The 19,280-nt window shown below is 45.8% G+C and carries 21 protein-coding genes, 1 tRNA gene and 1 riboswitch; of the genes, 3 read left to right on the top strand and 19 right to left on the bottom strand.

What is annotated here, in order from left to right:
• Nucleotides 1–24: 24 nt before the first annotated feature.
• The 4 genes from V6C27_13215 to V6C27_13200 all read right to left on the bottom strand — a co-directional run bounded on the left by V6C27_13215 (nucleotide 25) and on the right by V6C27_13200 (nucleotide 4,638).
• Nucleotides 25–390 (bottom strand): type II toxin-antitoxin system HicB family antitoxin, encoded by a 366-nt coding sequence (locus tag V6C27_13215; protein MEG6617365.1) that lies wholly within the window; start codon nucleotides 388–390, stop codon nucleotides 25–27.
• Nucleotides 387–569 carry a hypothetical protein gene (locus V6C27_13210; GenBank protein MEG6617364.1) on the bottom strand — a complete coding sequence of 61 codons (183 nt, stop codon included), beginning with the start codon at nucleotides 567–569 and terminating at the stop codon, nucleotides 387–389. The genes V6C27_13215 and V6C27_13210 overlap by 4 nt, the downstream gene beginning before the upstream one ends.
• Nucleotides 570–721: 152 nt before the next feature.
• On the bottom strand, nucleotides 722–1,978 hold the full coding sequence (gene murA, locus V6C27_13205; GenBank protein MEG6617363.1) for a UDP-N-acetylglucosamine 1-carboxyvinyltransferase: 1,257 nt from the start codon (nucleotides 1,976–1,978) through the stop codon (nucleotides 722–724).
• 173 nt (nucleotides 1,979–2,151) lie between these two features.
• Nucleotides 2,152–4,638 (bottom strand): S-layer homology domain-containing protein, encoded by a 2,487-nt coding sequence (locus tag V6C27_13200; GenBank protein MEG6617362.1) that lies wholly within the window; start codon nucleotides 4,636–4,638, stop codon nucleotides 2,152–2,154.
• A gap of 363 nt (nucleotides 4,639–5,001) precedes the next feature.
• Between V6C27_13200 and V6C27_13195 the strand changes: the two genes are divergently transcribed.
• Together V6C27_13195 and V6C27_13190 are read left to right on the top strand one after the other, a co-directional pair.
• Nucleotides 5,002–5,077 (top strand) — tRNA-Thr (locus V6C27_13195).
• Nucleotides 5,078–5,178: 101 nt separating this feature from the next.
• Nucleotides 5,179–5,260: riboswitch (cyclic di-GMP riboswitch) on the top strand.
• A gap of 202 nt (nucleotides 5,261–5,462) precedes the next feature.
• The gene (locus V6C27_13190) at nucleotides 5,463–5,927 is read left to right on the top strand and encodes a chemotaxis protein CheX (protein ID MEG6617361.1); all 465 of its coding nucleotides are present in this window, start codon (nucleotides 5,463–5,465) and stop codon (nucleotides 5,925–5,927) included.
• A 54-nt stretch (nucleotides 5,928–5,981) separates the two neighbouring features.
• Here the strand turns inward: V6C27_13190 and V6C27_13185 are convergent, their stop codons facing one another.
• The 13 genes from V6C27_13185 to V6C27_13125 form a co-directional block, all read right to left on the bottom strand.
• A complete protein-coding gene (locus tag V6C27_13185) occupies nucleotides 5,982–6,389 on the bottom strand; it encodes a F0F1 ATP synthase subunit epsilon (protein MEG6617360.1) in 408 nt (135 codons plus the stop codon).
• A gap of 1 nt (nucleotide 6,390) precedes the next feature.
• On the bottom strand, nucleotides 6,391–7,809 hold the full coding sequence (gene atpD / locus V6C27_13180) for a F0F1 ATP synthase subunit beta (GenBank protein MEG6617359.1): 1,419 nt from the start codon (nucleotides 7,807–7,809) through the stop codon (nucleotides 6,391–6,393).
• Nucleotides 7,810–7,855: 46 nt separating this feature from the next.
• The gene (gene atpG, locus V6C27_13175) at nucleotides 7,856–8,734 is read right to left on the bottom strand and encodes an ATP synthase F1 subunit gamma (protein ID MEG6617358.1); all 879 of its coding nucleotides are present in this window, start codon (nucleotides 8,732–8,734) and stop codon (nucleotides 7,856–7,858) included.
• A 35-nt stretch (nucleotides 8,735–8,769) separates the two neighbouring features.
• Nucleotides 8,770–10,275 (bottom strand): F0F1 ATP synthase subunit alpha, encoded by a 1,506-nt coding sequence (gene atpA / locus V6C27_13170; protein ID MEG6617357.1) that lies wholly within the window; start codon nucleotides 10,273–10,275, stop codon nucleotides 8,770–8,772.
• Nucleotides 10,276–10,300: 25 nt separating this feature from the next.
• On the bottom strand, nucleotides 10,301–10,846 hold the full coding sequence (locus V6C27_13165; protein MEG6617356.1) for a F0F1 ATP synthase subunit delta: 546 nt from the start codon (nucleotides 10,844–10,846) through the stop codon (nucleotides 10,301–10,303).
• Nucleotides 10,840–11,379 carry a F0F1 ATP synthase subunit B gene (gene atpF, locus V6C27_13160; protein ID MEG6617355.1) on the bottom strand — a complete coding sequence of 180 codons (540 nt, stop codon included), beginning with the start codon at nucleotides 11,377–11,379 and terminating at the stop codon, nucleotides 10,840–10,842. Before atpF ends, V6C27_13165 begins: the two co-directional genes overlap by 7 nt.
• A 113-nt stretch (nucleotides 11,380–11,492) precedes the next feature.
• Complete coding sequence (gene atpE / locus V6C27_13155) at nucleotides 11,493–11,726, bottom strand: F0F1 ATP synthase subunit C (protein ID MEG6617354.1); 234 nt, start codon at nucleotides 11,724–11,726, stop codon at nucleotides 11,493–11,495.
• A gap of 42 nt (nucleotides 11,727–11,768) precedes the next feature.
• On the bottom strand, nucleotides 11,769–12,524 hold the full coding sequence (gene atpB, locus V6C27_13150) for a F0F1 ATP synthase subunit A (GenBank protein MEG6617353.1): 756 nt from the start codon (nucleotides 12,522–12,524) through the stop codon (nucleotides 11,769–11,771).
• Nucleotides 12,521–12,961: an ATP synthase subunit I gene (locus V6C27_13145; GenBank protein ID MEG6617352.1), complete on the bottom strand. Its 441-nt coding sequence runs from the start codon at nucleotides 12,959–12,961 to the stop codon at nucleotides 12,521–12,523. The genes atpB and V6C27_13145 overlap by 4 nt, the downstream gene beginning before the upstream one ends.
• Nucleotides 12,962–13,210 carry an AtpZ/AtpI family protein gene (locus V6C27_13140; GenBank protein MEG6617351.1) on the bottom strand — a complete coding sequence of 83 codons (249 nt, stop codon included), beginning with the start codon at nucleotides 13,208–13,210 and terminating at the stop codon, nucleotides 12,962–12,964. It abuts the gene before it with no gap.
• 265 nt (nucleotides 13,211–13,475) lie between these two features.
• Nucleotides 13,476–14,621, bottom strand: coding sequence for a UDP-N-acetylglucosamine 2-epimerase (non-hydrolyzing) (wecB, locus tag V6C27_13135; protein MEG6617350.1), 1,146 nt, complete (start codon nucleotides 14,619–14,621; stop codon nucleotides 13,476–13,478).
• Between the two features lie 40 nt (nucleotides 14,622–14,661).
• Nucleotides 14,662–14,973, bottom strand: a complete 312-nt coding sequence (locus V6C27_13130) for a MazG-like family protein (GenBank protein ID MEG6617349.1) — start codon at nucleotides 14,971–14,973, stop codon at nucleotides 14,662–14,664.
• A gap of 351 nt (nucleotides 14,974–15,324) precedes the next feature.
• Nucleotides 15,325–15,885 carry a GerMN domain-containing protein gene (locus tag V6C27_13125; GenBank protein MEG6617348.1) on the bottom strand — a complete coding sequence of 187 codons (561 nt, stop codon included), beginning with the start codon at nucleotides 15,883–15,885 and terminating at the stop codon, nucleotides 15,325–15,327.
• Between the two features lie 130 nt (nucleotides 15,886–16,015).
• Here V6C27_13125 and V6C27_13120 point away from each other — a divergent pair, with 130 nt between their 5' ends.
• Entirely contained in the window at nucleotides 16,016–16,795 is a 780-nt protein-coding gene (locus V6C27_13120) for an ankyrin repeat domain-containing protein (protein MEG6617347.1), read from the top strand.
• Between the two features lie 97 nt (nucleotides 16,796–16,892).
• Here V6C27_13120 and V6C27_13115 read toward each other — a convergent pair whose 3' ends face one another.
• Nucleotides 16,893–17,342: a cytidine/deoxycytidylate deaminase family protein gene (locus V6C27_13115; protein MEG6617346.1), complete on the bottom strand. Its 450-nt coding sequence runs from the start codon at nucleotides 17,340–17,342 to the stop codon at nucleotides 16,893–16,895.
• Between the two features lie 190 nt (nucleotides 17,343–17,532).
• Nucleotides 17,533–18,780, bottom strand: a complete 1,248-nt coding sequence (gene glyA, locus V6C27_13110; protein ID MEG6617345.1) for a serine hydroxymethyltransferase — start codon at nucleotides 18,778–18,780, stop codon at nucleotides 17,533–17,535.
• Between the last annotated feature and the right edge of the window lie 500 nt (nucleotides 18,781–19,280).

The following is a 19,280-nucleotide window of genomic DNA, read 5'->3' as shown; positions in this document are numbered from 1 at the left end:
GCACCGGCAACGAAACACTATAGTTTAATTCATTTGTTGCCCAACACCCTGTGCTAATTGATAAATAATAAGTTGATTTAGACTTACATTTTCAGCTTTGGCTTTTTCTGACAGTGCTTTGTGCAAGGATTTTGGCATTCTTAGTCTTAGCTGGCCAGAAAAATCATCGGTCGTCGGCTCTGGTACATCTCTACCTAATTCTAAACAAGTTTTAATCCAACTTTTTTTTGCATCAACTATGTTAGCAATAGCTTCTTCAACGGTTTCACCATCAGACATGCACCCAGGAAGAAGAGGAATTTCTACAAACCAACCACCACCCTCTTCTTCAGTGAGTTTTCTGATTTTAATTTCATAATTTAAACTTTCGTAATATTTTAAGTCCTTCAATCTAACTCACTTCCCTCTTTTAGTTTTTGTATTGCAGCAATCGCCTGTTTAACATAGATAGCTTTAATGGGTCTAGCATATGGTATTGTTAGTACATCAGGTAATTCTGGATGATAGTAATTGTAATGACTAGAACCTCCACTTGGCTGTCTGCATTTAAAACCATGCTTTCTTAGGATTTTGTCTAGAGTTTCATATTTAACGTTTTTAGGTTATTGACAATTTGTGCGTATAACTTGATAATTTTGGTCAATACAAAATCGCCACCTGAATTTATGGTACCATATATGGAACCATGTAGCAATAAAAAATAATTGATATTATATGTATGTTATTTAACATTAATTCTGGTTATGTCGGCCCCTACTTGGCGGAGGTTTTGTTCTAGTTTGTAGTAGCCTCTGTCGATGTGGTTTAGGTTGCTGACTTCGGTGTGGCCTTCGGCCACAAGCCCGGCAATTACCAGGGCGGCACCGGCCCTGAGGTCGGTGGCCTTTACTTGGGCGCCGCTGAGTTTGGGCACACCCTCCACTATGGCGGCGTGGCCCTCTATTTTTATTTTGGCTCCCATGCGTCTTAATTCATTGACGTGCATAAAGCGGTTTTCAAAAACCGTTTCGGTGATGACACTGGTGCCTTGGGCAACCGTCATTAGGGCCATCATTTGGGCCTGCATGTCGGTGGGATAGCCCGGGTAGGGCAGCGTTTTAATATCTACCCCTTTCAACTGGCCGCTGGAGATCACTCTGACACCGTTATCCTCTTCCACTATTTTCACTCCCGCCTCTTTCAGTTTGGCCACCACCGGCTTTAGGTGGTCAACGATTACGTTATCCACCAGTACATTGCCACCGGTGATGGCCGCTGCGGCCATATAGGTGCCGGCCTCTATGCGGTCGGGAATGACATTATGGCTGGTACCCCGTAGTCTTTTTTGCCCTTCTATTCTGATCACTTTGGTGCCGGCACCCTTGATTTTGGCCCCCATGGAATTGAGGAAGTTGGCCAAATCAACAATTTCCGGTTCTTCGGCAGCGTTTTCTAAGATGGTGGTGCCTTCGGCCAGCGTGGCTGCCATCATGATGTTTTCGGTGGCGCCGACGCTGGGAAAGTCTAAGTAAATGCGGCTGGCCACTAATTTTTTGGTTTTAGCTTCGATGTAGCCTTGGCCGTACTCTATTTTTGCCCCCAGGGCGGTAAACCCCTTCAGGTGCAGGTCAATGGGTCTGGTGCCAATGGCGCATCCCCCCGGCAACGAGATTATTGCTTTGCCGGTGCGGGCCAGCAGTGGACCCATCACTAAAAAGGAGGCCCGCATGCGGCGCACGTATTCGTAGGCCGCCTCTGATGAGGTGATTTCTGCGGCAGTCACTTGCATTTCATCATCATCCATGTTTACTTTGGCGCCCAGTGATTCCAACACCGTGCCGATGGTGTAAACATCGGTTAATTTGGGCACCCCCAATATACGGCATTGCTCACCGGTGAGCAATGTGGCCGCTATAATTGGCAAAACGGCGTTTTTGGCACCGCCCACCCTAATGGTTCCATTAAGTTTGTTGCCACCACGAATAAGTAATTTTTCCATCAGTTTGCGCCTCAACATTGTTTTTTGGTTAGATACACCTATTAGTTTTGCCCAATTGGTGTGGTTCAATACGTTGATTTGTCGATCATGTTTAATGTAGAAAAAGAAGACCCTGCAGGGTGAGTTAATTTTAACTCTACCTTGCTGGGTCTTCTGCATTTAAGTAATTTTATTTATTGCACATTGGGTGTTGCATGTACAATAGCGTCTTCACCCCATTGCCCTGATCCATCAACACCATAAACTTTAAACGTATAGGTGGTTCCATCATTTTTCAGTGTATAGGTGTTACCTACGTCATCTATTTCAAATGTATCCACTGTCATAGATGTATCGGTTGTCTCTAGGCAGGTTATATAACCTTCAGTCCAATTATTTGTTTTTTGCCCTTCGTATATCTCAACACAATGCTTAACAGCATTAACAGCTGCAGTCCAGCTTAATTTTACTTGTCCATCCCCTGGAGTTACTGTTAATCCCGTTACTGCTCCTACAGTGGGCTCTGCTATTTCTTCTAAACAAAGAGGAATTTCCTGTTGATCAGTTGAAGCTTCGAAAATCATGTTACTTTGCCCTTCATATCCCTCAGCAGAAACTGTATAAGTGTGTTGCCCGGGCGTTAATTCAAATTCTGCGCAACCGTTTACATCTGTTTCTATCACTGTTTCATCAACTGACACAGTCGCACCCTCAATGGGTTCGCTGGTGTTTTTATCACAAACTTTAAAAATAACGGTATGCATTTTTGTTTCAGATTCAGGTACTATTGTTACCTGCTTAACGCTACTGAATTCGGGATTTTCTTCCGATGTAGCTATTACCATTACAGTTCCTACCTTGGTTGCGGTCAGTATACCATTTTCGTCTATAGTTGCTTCACCAGTGCCAGGATCCACTGACCAAGTTACAGTTTGATCCATTTCATAAGTCAAGTGATCAAAAGCAGTGCTATAGTATTGCTCGGTTGTACCAACCGTTACTACCGATTCTCCGGCAATTTTTATCACTGCCAGTCTTGGCTCTACAATGGTTATGGTTTTGGTTTTTTCGATAGAACCTAGGGTAGCTTTAATGGTGAACTTATCATCTACTATAGCATCTTTATATACTGCAGCTATAACACTGTTTTTGTTGTCTTGGTTAACTGCGTATGAAAATCCACGCACCTTCACTCCCGGTTCAATGTAACCAGCAGTTTCATTATATACGCTCCAGGTTACGGTTTCTTTTGAGTTCCTTACAGTAACAGTATATTCATCCCAATTGTATTGTACCGGATTACTGGAGTTTGGCGATAAAGCGTTTCTGGTGATAGCATCTTTACCCTTGATATCGCTAACGGTTACAGTATTGCTACCACTGCTACTACCGCCGCCACCGCCACCACCGCTGGGACGACTTACTGTGGGTGATGATACGCCTTCGGCTTTATTAATATTGGTTGGTGACTTTTGGAATGATACTCCGTCAGCATTAACCTTTGCGGTGGTTATTTTGCCTTGTCCTGTTACCTTTGCTGCTGCATCTAGGGTTATGGTGTTAACGGTGGTGCCCCGGGGCACATCAATGGTAACGCCTTCAGATTTTACATCCACCGATTCAAAGGTGCCCACTAAGGTGATTTTGTCAGCATCCTGTGCATCAATTACAACTTCCTTAAATCCTTCACCGGTGATGCTCTGTTCTTCCAGTTTTGCTCCGGAGTTAGCCACCACTTCATCAACGGTGGTGTTGCCAGAGACAACGATGCGGATTTTGCCGTTTTCTTTACTGACATTTAGTTTGCCCAGATTAGAATTACTGATGATAATACTGTTTTCGCCACCGCCATAAACATCGGTATTCCCTTTGACGGTAACGTTAGTTAGTGTAACCTCTCCTTCGCCAATTTCTTCAGCTAAGGTTAAGTCACCTTTAATGTTTAGGTTTTGCAAGGTAACGCCATCTGCGGTAACAGTTACATCACCTTCAATGGTTTCTGTACCCGATTTTGGACCATATGTACCTGCTTGATCATAGGTAACATCTTTCACCGGGCTTTCTGCCGGCAATTCCACTTGGCCAATGGCCCGGTCAATGGTTACAATGGCTTCGGCTCTGGTGATGGCTTGGGTTGGTTTAAAGGTTTGGTCCGGATAACCGCCCATGTAACCTTTGACCACCACGGCACCAATTGCCCCTTTGCTCCACTGGGGAATGGATTGGGCATCGGCAAATTTTTCAACGGAATCGGTACTGTTTCTTTCATTAAGTTCAAGAATTCTCGCCAACATGGAAGCTGCCTCTTGGCGGGTGATCTGATTATTGGGTTTTATGGTACCATCACTATAGCCGCCAACATAACCTGCCGCTTTGGCTTTAGCAATTTCACCCGCAAACCAATTAGTTGGCTTAACATCGGTAAAATTAACTTCATCGGTTTCGGTGAAATCAAAGGCTCTGTTTACCAACGCAATAAATTCTGCTCTGGTGATGGTGTTATTGGGCTTAAATGTGCCATCGGAATAACCACCGGTCAAGCCTTTTTCAGACCAATTGTTAATCTGGCTTTCTGCCCAGTGACCTTGGGTATCAGAAAAATCGGCCGCCAAAGCAAAGCCTGCACAGGTGAGAAGCAGGCCCATAGCAAGGATTGCTATTAACGGAAACCTTTTTTGCATTGTTTTTCTGCCTCGCTTTCTTAGTATTATGTAATATCTGGTATATACTACTGCAAAGTATGTCATAATTCCTGCTAATCGATGTGTTTATTTTTGTTATTTCGACAATATAGTACATATTGACATTTGTAGACAGTAAAAACCTTTGGTCTACTAATTAACATTTCGGTTAGCAGGCGCGATGAATCGCGCCCCTACATCATGTGTGTTGCGTTTTTGGCAAGGTGCATTCATTATTACATACATTGGGCCTTTTACAGGGGTTGATTTGTCCGCTTAACGCTGCTTGTTTGTCGGTAAATTTTGCTGCTTAATTGTACTTGACCTTTGGGGTGGGTTTTGGTATAAATATAAATGTGTTGTGCCGACGTAGCTCAATTGGCAGAGCAGCTGACTTGTAATCAGCAGGTTGCGGGTTCGAGTCCCATCGTCGGCTCCAGTGAAAGCCACATCCAAAGGATGTGGCTTTTTTATTGCAAAAATCGACAGAAATTTGATAATAATGAAGGACTTTAGAAAATATTGTAGAAAAATATGGTGATACATATTGGGCAAACCTGTTGAAAGGCAGGGACGCAAAGCCATGGGCCTACGGTTTTTCTATGGTTGCCAGGTTGCTTAGTGATAGTATTGTTTATCTTAGCAACCTTTTTGTGGGTTGCTTTTTGTGTTTTTAGTTGTTTGTGGGTTATACAGGCATTTTTCCCTTTAACGGAGGTTACATTTGAGTGGGATTGATGAATCGAACCCCTACATAATGCGTTTGCATGTAATTATGAATGTCTTTGTGGAATGCAGAAGATTAGGAGGTGTGATAGCGTAAGATGGATGTTAACTACATAAATTCTTTTATTATGGGTACCGAAGAAATTTTTAAACAGATGGCAGGCAATATTAAATTAACCCGGCAAAAACCCTTAATGAAAGATAGTCAGTTTACCGGTGAATCCATTGTATGTATTGTTGGTTTTAACGGCGAAGTGGAGGGCCAGGTGGTTTTTTCCTTTACCAAGGACTTTGCCTTGCGATTAACCAGCGAAATGTGTGGCATGGAGATTGCAGACATTGACGATTTAGCATTGTCTGCCCTGGGGGAAATATCTAACATGGTTTCGGGCAATGCGTTGATTAAGCTCAACGAATTAACTGCCAAAAAGGCCAATATAACGCCGCCGACAATATTATACGGCGATGGTCAAATGAATGTTAGCGTTAAATCGCCCATTATTGCCATACCCTATAATGGCGAAGACAGTTGTGCCTTTGAAATTAACTTTTCATTGAATTAACAATGGAATATAAACGCACAAAAAAGTCAGGGTTTAAAACCTGACTTTTTTGCGTTATGATGCTTTGCCGGCCGCCTTTAGTCTTGCCAGTGAGCGTTGCAGTGCCGCTTCGGCACGGGCAACGTCTATGTCGGCGGTTTTGCTGGCAAGGCGTTGTTCTGCGCGTTTTTTAGCCTCTTGAGCCCGTTCGACGTCAATTTCGTCTTCACTTTCGGCCGTGTCAGCCAAAACCACTACGCGGCTGTTTTTTACCTCTACAAAGCCGCCACTGATGGCAACTTTAAATTCTTTACCACCCTGCTGCACCCGCAGCACGCCAGTTTTTAACGCGCTGACTAGGGGAGCGTGCTCGGGCAGGAAGCCCAACTCGCCTTCCACTCCAGGTGCTACGACGAATTCAACTTCCTCGCTGAACACCACTTTTTCAGGGGTGACAATATCAAGGCGTTGAGTCTTCGCCATATTAAGCACCCTCTTCTAACATCTTCTTGCCTTTTTCAACGGCTTCGTCAATGGTACCTACGTATAAGAAAGCACCTTCAGGTAGGTCGTCGTGCTTACCATCGAGAATTTCGTTAAAGCCGCGGATGGTTTCCTTCAGTGTCACGTATTTACCAGCATAACCGGTAAATTGCTCGGCCACATGGAATGGCTGAGATAGGAAACGTTGCAGCTTACGGGCCCGGGCAACGGTTAATTTATCATCCTCGGACAATTCGTCCATACCTAGAATGGCGATGATGTCCTGCAGTTCTTTGTAGCGCTGCAGTACGGCCTGTACGTTACGGGCGCACTCATAGTGTTCTTTACCCACAACGTTGGGGTCCAGAATCCGTGAAGTACTGTCCAGTGGGTCGATGGCTGGGTAAATACCAAGCTCGGCGATGGAACGGGACAATACAACGGTGGCGTCCAAGTGCGCAAATGTGGTTGCAGGGGCCGGGTCTGTCAAGTCGTCCGCAGGCACATAAACGGCCTGAACAGAGGTGATAGAACCCTTCTTGGTGGATGTAATCCGCTCCTGCATTTGACCCATCTCTGTGGCCAGGGTTGGTTGGTAACCCACCGCTGATGGCATCCGGCCCAGTAGCGCCGAAACCTCAGAACCGGCCTGGGTGAAACGGAAAATGTTATCGATAAAGAGCAGCACGTCTGCCCCTTCATCACGATAGTATTCACAAAGGGTGAGCCCTGTAAGTGCCACCCGCAGACGGGCACCCGGTGGTTCGTTCATCTGACCAAACACCAACATGGTTTTGTCCAGAACGCCTGACTCCTTCATTTCGTAGTACAAGTCGTTACCTTCACGGGTCCGCTCACCAACGCCAGCGAAAGCAGAAATACCACCGTGCTGCTTAGCGATGTTGTTGATCAGCTCCATAACGATAACGGTTTTACCTACGCCGGCACCACCGAACAGACCAATTTTACCACCCTTCAGGAAGGGGATCATTAAGTCTACCACTTTGATACCGGTTTCTAACATATCTTCGCCAGAGGCCTGGTCGATTAATGCTGGTGGTTGAGCGTGAATGGGGTGATATTCATCAGCCACCACTTCGCCTTGACCGTCAATGGGTCGTCCCAGTACGTCCAGCATCCGTCCCAATACTGGCTTGCCCACTGGTACCGCAATTGGTTTACCAGTGTCTACTACCTTCATGCCCCGCACCAAACCATCGGTGGAGGACATTGCAATACAACGAACCCGGTTGTTACCAAGGTGTAGGGCCGCTTCCAGAGTTAAATCCCACTCTCCGTAATCGCGATCCTGGTCCTCGGAACGAATCACTAATGCGTTGTATACATCTGCTATCTGTCCGGGTGGAAACTCTACGTCAACAACAACACCCGTGACCGATATAATATGGCCAACGTTCATTTCGTTCTCCGACCTCCTTGCGTGTCGACATTATTACTGCGTTATTTTAACCAAGTGCCGCTGCTCCACTAACAATTTCGGAAATTTCTGTAGTGATTGCAGCCTGCCGTGCTCGGTTCAATGACAGTGTCAGACTGTCAATTAAGTCCTTAGCGTTATTGGTTGCGGAATCCATAGCTGTCATCCGGGCACCAAGTTCACCGGCCTTAGATTCCAACAGCACTTCGAAAATACTTACCTCAATATATTTAGGTAACAGTTCGCCTAAAACGCTTTCGGCACTGGGTTCAAACATATAGGAAACCGATGCCTTTTTCTCTTGCCCGGCGGCTTTTTCGGCTGCACCCTCTTCATCAAAGGATTCGATGGGTAACAGTTTAACCTTTTTGGGCCGTTGGGTTAAAACGTTGACAAACTCGTTAAACAAGAGGTAAACTTCGTCGAATTCACCGGCGGTGTACTTGTCGATCACATAATTAGCTATTTCTTTCGCACGACCAAAGGAAATACTATCGCCAAGGTTAACATACTCTGCTACAATTTCAGCATTCTGCCGTCTAAAGAAATCACGGCCTTTACGACCCACCGTCACCAATGCCGGCTGGTCATACTGCTTTAATTCGGCTGAAGCTTGGCGGATAATATTGGCATTGAAACCACCACAAAGCCCTGAGTCGGCAGTAACAATAATGTAGGCGGTCTTTTTAGCTTCACGAACTTCCAACAGCGGGTGATTAACCCCACCGGCGGCGCTACTAACCCTTCCCATTACCTGACTGAGCTTTTTAGTAAAGGGTCGAGCAGATGTAGCTGCTTCTTGAGCGCGGCGTAGTTTGGCAGCTGCCACTACTTTCATCGCTTTGGTAATCTGTTGGGTGTTCTTTACACTTTTGATCCGACGCCGAATATCGCGCGCGTTAGCCACAACTTCTCACCACCTTAATCATAATACTGCCAGTTTTATACAAAGGTCTTTTTGAATTCCTCAATAGCAGCTTTCAACTGCTCTTCGGTTTCTGGCTTCAATTCTTTGTGTTCTTTAATGGCGTTGAGGATTTCTGGCTTACTGGAGCGAATGTACTGCAACAAGCCTTGCTCAAAATCGCCAACTTTCTTGAGGTCCAGGTCATCCAGGTAACCACGCACCGCACTAAAGAGGGAAATAACTTGCTCTTCTACTGGGTATGGTTTGTACTGACCTTGTTTTAACACTTCCATTGAGTGGGCACCACGGTTTAGGCGGGCTTGGGTAGCTTTATCCAAGTCGGAACCAAACTGAGCAAAGGCTGCCAACTCACGATATTGAGCCAAGTCCAAACGCAATGTACCGGCAACTTGTTTCATCGCTTTAATTTGTGCCGCACCACCAACCCGGGATACTGACAGACCTACGTCAACCGCTGGACGGAAACCGGAGTTAAACAGGTCGGTGTCCAGGAAGATCTGACCGTCGGTAATGGAGATAACGTTTGTTGGAATATAAGCAGATACGTCACCTGCTTGGGTTTCAATAATCGGTAGCGCTGTTAAGGAGCCACCGCCGAAATCTTCGTTTAATTTTGCAGCCCGCTCTAACAGGCGAGAGTGCAAGTAGAATACGTCACCGGGGAAAGCCTCACGGCCCGGTGGGCGACGTAACAGCAGTGATAATTCACGATAAGCTGTGGCCTGTTTGGACAAGTCATCGTAAACCACCAATACATCTTTACCTTGTTCCATAAATTCTTCACCGATGGTACATCCGGCATAGGGAGCGATGTACAACAGTGGTGAAGGGTCAGAAGCCGCAGCGGCAACCACAATGGAGTACTCCATGGCGCCATGGGCTTGCAGTGTGCGCACAACGTTAGCTATTGTGGAAGCCTTTTGGCCCACCGCCACATAGATACAAATCATATCTTGGCCCTTTTGGTTGATGATGGTGTCAATGGCCAACGCGGTTTTACCGGTTTGGCGGTCACCAATGATCAACTCACGCTGACCCCGACCAATGGGAATCATTGCGTCCACTGCCTTTAGACCAGTTTGCATCGGCTGGTGCACCGACTTACGGGTAACAACACCAGGAGCAATCCGCTCAATGGGACGGAATTTATCGCTTGCAATTGGGCCTTTGCCATCCATAGGTTGACCCAATGGGTTTACAACACGACCAATTAATGCATCGCCGACAGGAACAGACATAATGCGACCAGTACGCTTAACGGTGTCACCCTCTTTAATGTGGGTGTATGGTCCCATAATAACAACACCGATGTTTTCTTCCTCTAAGTTTAGGGCCATACCCATGGTGCCACCAGGGAATTCCAACAGCTCACTGGCCATACATTCTTCCAGGCCATATACACGGGCAATACCGTCACCTACATATATAACGGTACCCACGTCAGTAACTTCTACTTGGGCCTGGTATTTATCAATCTGCTGCCTGATAATGGAGCTAATTTCTTCAGGTCGCAAACTCATCTACCATTTCACCCCTATCTATCTACTAACTAGTTTTGGACATGAGGCGTTGCTTAAGGGTTTCAAGTTTATGTTTAACACTACCATCAATAACTTTATCCCCTATACGTACCACCAATCCGCCTATTATGGAAGCGTCAACTCTAAATTCTGGGCTGACCTCTTTACCGGCTAGGCGGCTTAAAACCTTAGCCAACTCCCCTTGATGGGCTTCGCTTAACTCTTTGGCGGAGATAACCTCGGCATCCACCATGTTACGAGCTTCGTTGGCCAAGCGGGTAAATTCTGCAACAATGTCGTTTAAATAGGTTTCACGATGACGATCGACAATTAGATACAAGAAGTTTAATGTGGTTTCGGATACTCTGCCCTCGAACAACTCTGTTATCAGTTGTTTTTTGCCATCAATGGTTACTTGAGGGTGGTTGAGAATCTTTTCAATGCCTTCTTCTTTATTTAGAAGGGCAGTGACATCTTTTAATTCCTGTTCCGCTGCATCCAGCGCACCTTTATCAATGGCAATTTCGTAAAGGGCCTGGGCATATCTTCTGGCCACAGCGCCCCCTAACATGGCAACTTACCTGCCTCGTCGATAAACTTCTTCACTAAGTCTTCTTGTACGTCATCGGTAATTCTTTCGGAAACTACTTTGGAAGCCACTAGAATAGATAAGCTAGCCACTTCATTTCTTAATTCGGCAACGGCTTTATCCCGTTCCATTTTGATTTCTTGCAGTGAGTCTTCTTTAATTCGGTTTGCTTCGTTTTTAGCAGATTCTATAATACCAGCAGCTTGATCTTCAGCTGCTTTGGAAGCCCGTTGGATAATTGCTTGGGCTTCATCTTTGGCTTTAGCTAGCTCAGCCCTCAGTTGTGCCTGAAGCTCTTCAGCCTCTTTGCGGTTTTTCTGTGCAGCTATAATGTTTTCACCAATTTGCACCTTGCGTTTTTCGATAACGTTAATTAACGGTTTCCAAACAACAAGACGAAGGAATATTAATAATAGAGCAAAGTTAAATAGCTGGGCCCCAATGGTGGCGTTAAATACTAATGGGCCAGAGGCTTCCGCGGCTGAACGAGCGACCTCAAGTGCTTGCAGTTCCACTTGTTCCCCTCCTTCCATTTCAGCGGGACAAAATTAAGGCGATAGCAGGTTCGGGCTGCCCAGAACCTGCTATTTGCCTACAAAAGAAACAAATAAGTACCAAAAGGAGTGAGTTAAGCAGCCTTACCAATTAGCATGAACGCAATAACTACCGCAATAATAGGCATAGCCTCGATCAAACCAACAGCAATAAACATTGTTGTTTGTAGTACACCTCTTGCCTCCGGTTGACGAGCAATACCTTCAACGGTTCTACCGGTTACCAGACCGTTACCGATACCAGCGCCTAGAGCAGCCAGACCAACGGCTAAAGAAGCACCAATAGCAGATGCAGCACTTAATTCCATGCGTTTTCCCCTCCCTTCAAAAAATAATCTTTGATTCTTTATTTAGTGCTTGTTAACAGCTTGGGATGTGTAAACAATGGTTAACATACTGAAAATGAACGCTTGGATGGTACCAATAAAGATACTGAATGCCAACCAAATTACTGATGGTATAAAACCACCCAAGAATGTTGCTGTGAGCGGAATCATCCCCAACAGTACTGCAATCAGCACTTCACCGGCGTAGATGTTACCAAATAGACGGAAAGCCAGCGTAATTGGCTTAGCCAGTTCTTCTACAATGTGTAGTGGTAAAAAGAACGGGTAGGGCTCCACCAGGTGTTTAAAGTGACCCAGTCCTTTGTCTTTAAGGCCCAAAAACTGAGTCATAAAAAATACCATTAATGCCAAACCCAAAGTGGTATTAATATCTGCAGTGGGCGACATCATTGTTGGGAATAGTCCTAAGAAGTTGGAAATTAACAAGAACGTAAATAATGTAACAATAAATGTCACCATAGAAGCAGCCCGTTTCTCGCTGGTGATATTGTCATAAATCAAACCCTTTAAGAAATCGTAAACACTTTCAAATACCACCTGCAATCTACCTGGCTTATCAACACTGACATTTCTAGTGGCCAATATACCAATTAACGCCACTATCACCATCACTATCCAAGTCATAAATATTGTTTTGAAGTTGACATCAATGGGGTAACCCGCTATGGTGCCCAAATGGGTGGGACCAGCAAACAACTCCCCAAAGATAGCATCCCAAAACACCCCTAGTTCGTGATGGACTTGATCAATACTTTTCACCAATTCTCCCCCCTTTCGGTTTGATTTTTGTTTTCAAGGGTATCATGGGCCTTATAATCTTTAATCAGGCTGATATTGAAATCCACCATGGTAATAATTGGGGCAATAAATATGCCAAAGGCCACCCCAAAAATGTTCAACCCTTCAAAATTAAGGGCTAAAAACAATACCGCCATGATCAATAATAAACGCATCACAAAACCAAATTGCATAAAGGATACCGCAGTGCCCTTAGACATAGCGGCAATATGCTTCATGCGATTATACATTAAAAATGTATTGATGGCACCCACAACAGCTCCGATGGCCAGTCCCCATCTAAAGGGGGAGGGTTCTATCATTAAGCTAACAAACAGACCAATGCTGATAGCAACGGTAAATTTAATTGTACGTGAGGTTTGTACGTCCATTGTGCGAGCATTGTATAAAAAATTCAACTATTTCACACCTTTGTCATCATTGTCTTTAAAGAATGCGTTAATTGTTTTGATAATACCCATGACGCCGACGCCCAAACCCAAAAGCAGGCAAATAACTAAAAACACCGGGGTGGTACCCAGCATTTCATCTAAATAGCGCCCACCATAAAAACCCAGGGTTGATGTGATACCTAACTCCACCCCAATGGTTGATGTAATGGCCAGCGCTTGAAACGCTCCTTTGCCTTTATTACGATTATCATCCATGTTTATCCCTTTTTTCACTAATGGGTAGATTAAAAAAGAACTTTGCGCTGTTTTAATGTAATAATTTCTGACAAATACCAACATTCAAATTCTGATTTATCAAAATCTATTAAATGATTCAGACTTATTTGAATGAAAAATTCTACATAACTTGCATTATTCCTTCTGTTTTAATAAATAATTTAATAATTTTTTCTAAATTTTATATGCTGTTTTAAATAATCCTAATTATGGCGAAATTCACCGCTAGAATAATTGGGTACTACTAAGGTATGAACTGTTCAGGCAAATTATGCCATTTGTTATATTTGTAACAAAGTGCCTGCACTATGCGCTGGGCTGCCTTTCCATCCCCATAGGGGTTGACTGACTCGGACATAATTTCGTATGCTTGCATATTGTCCAATAGTTCCCTGGTGTGGTGGCTCACTGCCTGGCTTTTCGTTCCGATTAGTCGCACTGTGCCGGCCGCCACCGCCTCTGGGCGCTCGGTGGTATCCCTTAGCACCAGCACCGGTTTGCCCAGTGAGGGGGCTTCCTCTTGCATACCGCCAGAGTCAGTCAATACCAGGTAACTGCGTTGCATTAGGTTGATAAAGGGTTGGTAGTCCAGCGGTTCAATTAAATGCACCCGAGGTACATCCCCCAGCACCTGTTGCACCACTTGGCGCACCGCCGGATTTTTATGGACCGGAAACACCACTTCCACATCTGGGTAGTCCTGCACAATGTCCTTTAGGGCCCGATAGATATCTCGCATCGGTTCCCCCAGATTTTCTCTGCGGTGGGTGGTTACCAGCAGCACTCTTCTATTTTGATAATCAATGCTGTCCAACTCCGGTATATTAAACTTATATTCCGCCTGGACGGTAGCCTTGAGGGCATCGATGACGGTGTTGCCGGTGACAAAGATCTGTTCCGGGTTAACCCCTTCTTGGAGCAAGTTTTCCTTTGCCCTTTGGGTGGGGGCAAAATGCAGGTCAGCCAGCGCCCCAGTCAGGCGGCGATTCATTTCTTCGGGGTAGGGAGAGTATTTGTTATTGGTGCGCAAACCCGCTTCCACATGGCCCACCGGTATTTGGCTATAAAAGGCCGCCAGTGAAGCGGCAAAGGTGGTGGTGGTATCGCCATGCACCAGCACCACGTCGGGCTTGGCATCGGCCATAACGTCCTTTAAACCGGCCAGCGCCCGGTTGGTAATGTCGTATAAGGTTTGTCCCGCCTTCATGATGTTTAGGTCATAATGGGGGGTAATGTTAAATAGTGCCAACACTTGATCCAGCATTTCGCGATGTTGCGCCGTTACCGCAACGATGCATTCCACGTCATCCGTCTTCTGCAATTCCAACACCAGCGGCGCCATTTTAATGGCCTCTGGCCGAGTGCCAAACACTGTCAGTACCTTTAACATGCTGCTTCTCCTTTATGTATTCAAAATTCATAATTCATAATTATTCGCTAAGGTATCCCTTGCGCTTCAACTTGCCGATGTGTTCTTGGTAGGCTTCGTTTATATCCACCTCATAATGTTCTTCCAACACATACATCATGGAAACGGCGGTTTGAGCCACGTCTAATAATTCCTGGGTAATTACTTGCATCACCTGTTGTTCATCTAACCGGGATGCTTCGCCACTCATGCCCCGCAGTTTACCAATGGCCTGGGCCAACTCCCCCGCTTCTTCCATCAACTTGAGGGCGGTGGATTCCAGCGTGGGGGATAACTTATTTAATTTGGGCAAAGTTATATTTTTAGTCTGCATTATATCACCAGTTTAGATTTTCCTTTCAGCTAGTAAAATATACATGTTTTGGAAATTATAGATTATTTTATTAATTATACAATCTTCTAGTTTGCACCGCTAAATTCCTGCCTGTTTTTTAACTTTATACCTGTTAAGTGACATTTTGCGGTTGTTAATTACGCAGCTGCATACAACGCCTTTTGTAGGGGCTCAATTCATTGAGCCCACTAAACATAACCTTTGCCCATAGCAAAATATTTTGGTTCCTTGAGCATCCGCTGCTTTAGCGGACTTGATGAATCAAGCCCCTACATTAAATTTGTGAGCGCAACAAAAAACGCGGTGCATCTCATCACCGCGTTTTTACTACTATTCTTTAATGATATCGAAATCCGGTGCCAAAGGCTCACTGGTATCGATATGTCCCAATATACTCTCGTCAACTTGGCCTTCAATGGTGAACTGCACCGCGGTGACATCGATATTCTTGGCCAACGTGTTTACAATGCTGTAAAGGGTATGGATTTCCCCTTCGCTGCCGCCCCAGTGGTTGTCTTTAAAGGCTTGGTTTAAATCAACCTGGGCCACCGCATCGGTCACTTCCACCGCCAGCACTTCGGTGTCGTCGGGCATAATGCGGTTTAATCCCTCGGTGGTGGGTCCAGCTATCAACTCCTCCAGCACAGCTTTACCCACCGCTGCCGGCTGTTCACTGGCCACCTCTATCGTCCGTTCTTCCGGTATTAAGTGCATGGCCTGGTCGTCGGAGAAGTACAGCGTCACTGCCAATTGCTCTTTTTGGTCTACGCCTTGTTGTTGGTTATTGGGTTCTGACTGTTTATCATCACTGCCACAGCCCGCTGCAAATATCATTAGGGCAGCCAGGGCCAAGATCAGTACTGGTAACCACTTGCTTTGTCTTATCTTCACTTAATTACCTCCCAATTTATAGCGTTACTTCTATTATACATAAAAAACGCTATTATGAAATTACATTACCTTGATAAATATTTTTATGTTGCTCGGCATAAGCTAACTTTAAATTAAAGGAGGAATATTTATGGTGAAAAAATTATCGCTTTTATTAATGATATTGCTTTTGTTGTCTCCGCTGGGATGTGGCCGCGGTGAGGAAGAGGCTAAACAGCAGTTAAAGGAAAAGAAAATTGCGGTAAACAAGGAATCTTTACAAGAAAATGTTGAAAAGGGCAATGCCGAAGCCATTGAATTGTTAATCAAAGCCGGCATCGACCCCAACACCAAGGTTAACGACGGTGGCGACACTTTACTGATGGAAGCGGCTGATCAAGGTAACACCAAGTCCGTTAAAGCGTTGCTAGATAACGGTGCCGATGCCAACCTTAGGGATGAGAACGGTTGGTCCGCCATCATGGATGCCGCCGAACGGGGGCATGTCGACACCGTCAAAACGTTGCTGGATAACGGTGCCGACCCCAACGCTGCCAATAAATCTGGAGACACCGTTTTAATGTACGCCGCCACCCGCGGGCATTTGGATGTGGTCAATTTGCTGCTCAAGGAAGGGGCCGACGTCAATGCCAAAGAACAGAAAAACGGCTCCACCGCTTTAATGTGGGCCGCCAGCAGAGGTCACACCGACATTGTCAAAGCACTGTTGGACAAAAAGGCCGACATCAACGCCAAAGACAATGATGGCCAAACTGCCCTGATGGACGCCGCCGAAGAGGGCCACGCGGACACCGTCAAACTGTTGCTGGACCGGGGTGCCGATAAAAACATCAAAGACAAAAAGGGCAACACTGCGTTGGATCATGCCCAGGATGAGGAGCATGCCGATGTGGTAAAGTTGTTGAAGTAGGGTAAATGGAAAATTGGAATTATGAATTTTGAATTTTGAAATTCGGTGGTTCAAACGTAGGGACGGTTTCCACGCCGCCCCGCCTTTAACACAATCGTTACTTAACTACAACTTTATCCAACTCAATGCCGGCCTCGGCAAACATCTGCATTGATAATTCATCGGGGTAACTGCCGGCAAACACCACCCGCTTGATGCCGGCGTTGATAATCATTTTTGCACAGACCACACAGGGCTGGTGGGTTACATAGATGGTGGCACCCCTGATGGCCACCCCGTGCACCGCCGCCTGAATCAACGCATTTTGTTCGGCATGCAGGCCCCGGCACAATTCATGGCGCTGGCCGGACGGAATATTATGTTCCTGCCGCATGCAGCCAATGTCTAAACAGTGTTTTAGACCTGCCGGTGCCCCGTTATAACCACTGGCCAAGATGTGATTATCCTTCACCAACGTGGCCCCCACTTTGCGCCGCAGGCAGGTGGCCCGGGAGGCCACCACCTTAGTGATATCCATAAAGTATTGATCCCAATCCGGTCGCGACATTTATTACCACACACTTTCTTAATAAAAAATATGCGTAGGGGCGGTTTGCACACGCCCCTGCTTACTAAGTCGTTTTTTGTAGGGGCTCAATAAATTGAGCCCTCCAAAACGCAACATTTGTCCTTAGTTAAAACGGGTATTCAAACACAAACGCTATTTTTAAGGGCACGATAAATCAGCCTACAACCCCTTACCACTGGTAGAGTGGGTACTTGTCACATAAACCGGCGGCTAGTTCTTTGGCTTTGTTAACCGCCCCTTGATCATCTTTGTGGTTAATTACCAAATTAATAATCTCGGCAATTACGTCCATGTCCGGTTCCTTTAAGCCGCGGCTGGTCACTGCTGGGGTGCCCACCCGGATACCGCTGGTGACAAAGGGTTTTTGTGGGTCGTTGGGGATGGCGTTTTTATTGACTGTTACTCCGGCTTCGTCCAACAGCTTTTCGGCCTCTTTACCGGTGACGCCGTTTTTGCGCAGGTCCACCAATATCAAGTGATTGTCGGTACCGCCGGACACCAAGCTAAAGCCTCTGTCCATCAAGCCCTTGGCCAGCGCCTGGGCATTGTTGATAATTTGTTGCTGATATTCCTTAAACTCTGGCTTTAATGCCTCACCAAAGGCCGCTGCCTTGGCCGCAATGACGTGCATCAGTGGCCCCCCTTGGGTGCCGGGGAAGATAGCTTTATCTATTGCTTGGGCGTGTTTCTCTTGGCAAAGAATGGCACCCCCTCTGGGTCCCCGCAGGGTTTTGTGGGTGGTGGTGGTAACCACATCGGCATAGGGTACCGGGCTGATATGCAGACCCGCTGCCACCAGACCGGCAATGTGGGCCATGTCCACCATCAGGTAGGCACCCACCTCTTGGGCAATGTCGCCAATGGTTTTAAAATCTATTTCCCGAGGATAGGCGCTGGCACCGGCCACAATCATTTTGGGCTGATGTTTAATGGCCAGTTCCCGCAATTGTTGGTAATTGATGCGGTGGGTTTCGTCATCTACACCGTAGGCCACAATGTTGAAGTATTTGCCCGATACGTTTACCGGGCTACCATGGGTCAAGTGACCGCCGTGGGCCAGGTTCATACCCAAGATGGTGTCACCGGGTTGCAGCAGTGCAAAGTACACCGCAAAGTTGGCATTGGCCCCAGAGTGGGGTTGCACGTTGACGTGTTCCGCACCAAAGAGCTTCTTTAGGCGCTCCCGGGCCAAGTCCTCAGCCACATCCACAAATTCACAGCCACCGTAATAGCGCTTGCCGGGGTAACCCTCGGCATATTTGTTGGTCAGCACCGTTCCCTGGGCCGCCATTACCGCTGGGCTGACAAAGTTCTCGGACGCAATTAATTCAATGGTTCTCCGTTGCCGATTCAGTTCGGTATCTATTGCCTGATACAGTTCCGGATCGGTCTGTGCTAAGATTTTAAAATCATCCATCTTTACTAACTCCTCCAATTTCTTTTTTATTGTAAAGGTTTTTTGTGTCCTCATAAAACGTAACCCTTGGGCAAAACATTTTGGTACCTTGAACATACGTTGCTTTGGTGGGCTTGATGAATCAAGCCCCTACAGCACGGGTGTTTCTTAAAGATATACCTTATTTACATAGCAAAAGAATATACATTAACCATGAAATACATCCATCACTGCATGCAATGCCTTTTGTAGGGGTTCAATTCATTGAGCCCGCATAAATCGTAACCTTTGCCAATGGCAAAACATTTTGATCCTTAAATAAACGCTACTTTGGTGGGCTTGATGAATCAAGCCCCTACAGCACGGGCGTTTCTTAAAGATATACCTTATTTACATAGCAAAAGAATATACATTAACCACGAAATACATCCATCACTGCATGCAATGCCTTTTGTAGGGGCTCAATTCATTGAGCCCGCATAAATCGTAACCTTTGCCAATGGCAAAACATTTTGGTACCT

This window comes from Peptococcaceae bacterium 1198_IL3148, assembly GCA_036763105.1.
In the GTDB taxonomy this organism is placed as follows: Bacteria; Bacillota; Desulfotomaculia; order Desulfotomaculales; family Desulfohalotomaculaceae; genus JBAIYS01.
The sequence above is the reverse complement of the archived record's forward strand: the minus strand, read 5'-3'. Positions and strand labels throughout refer to the sequence as shown.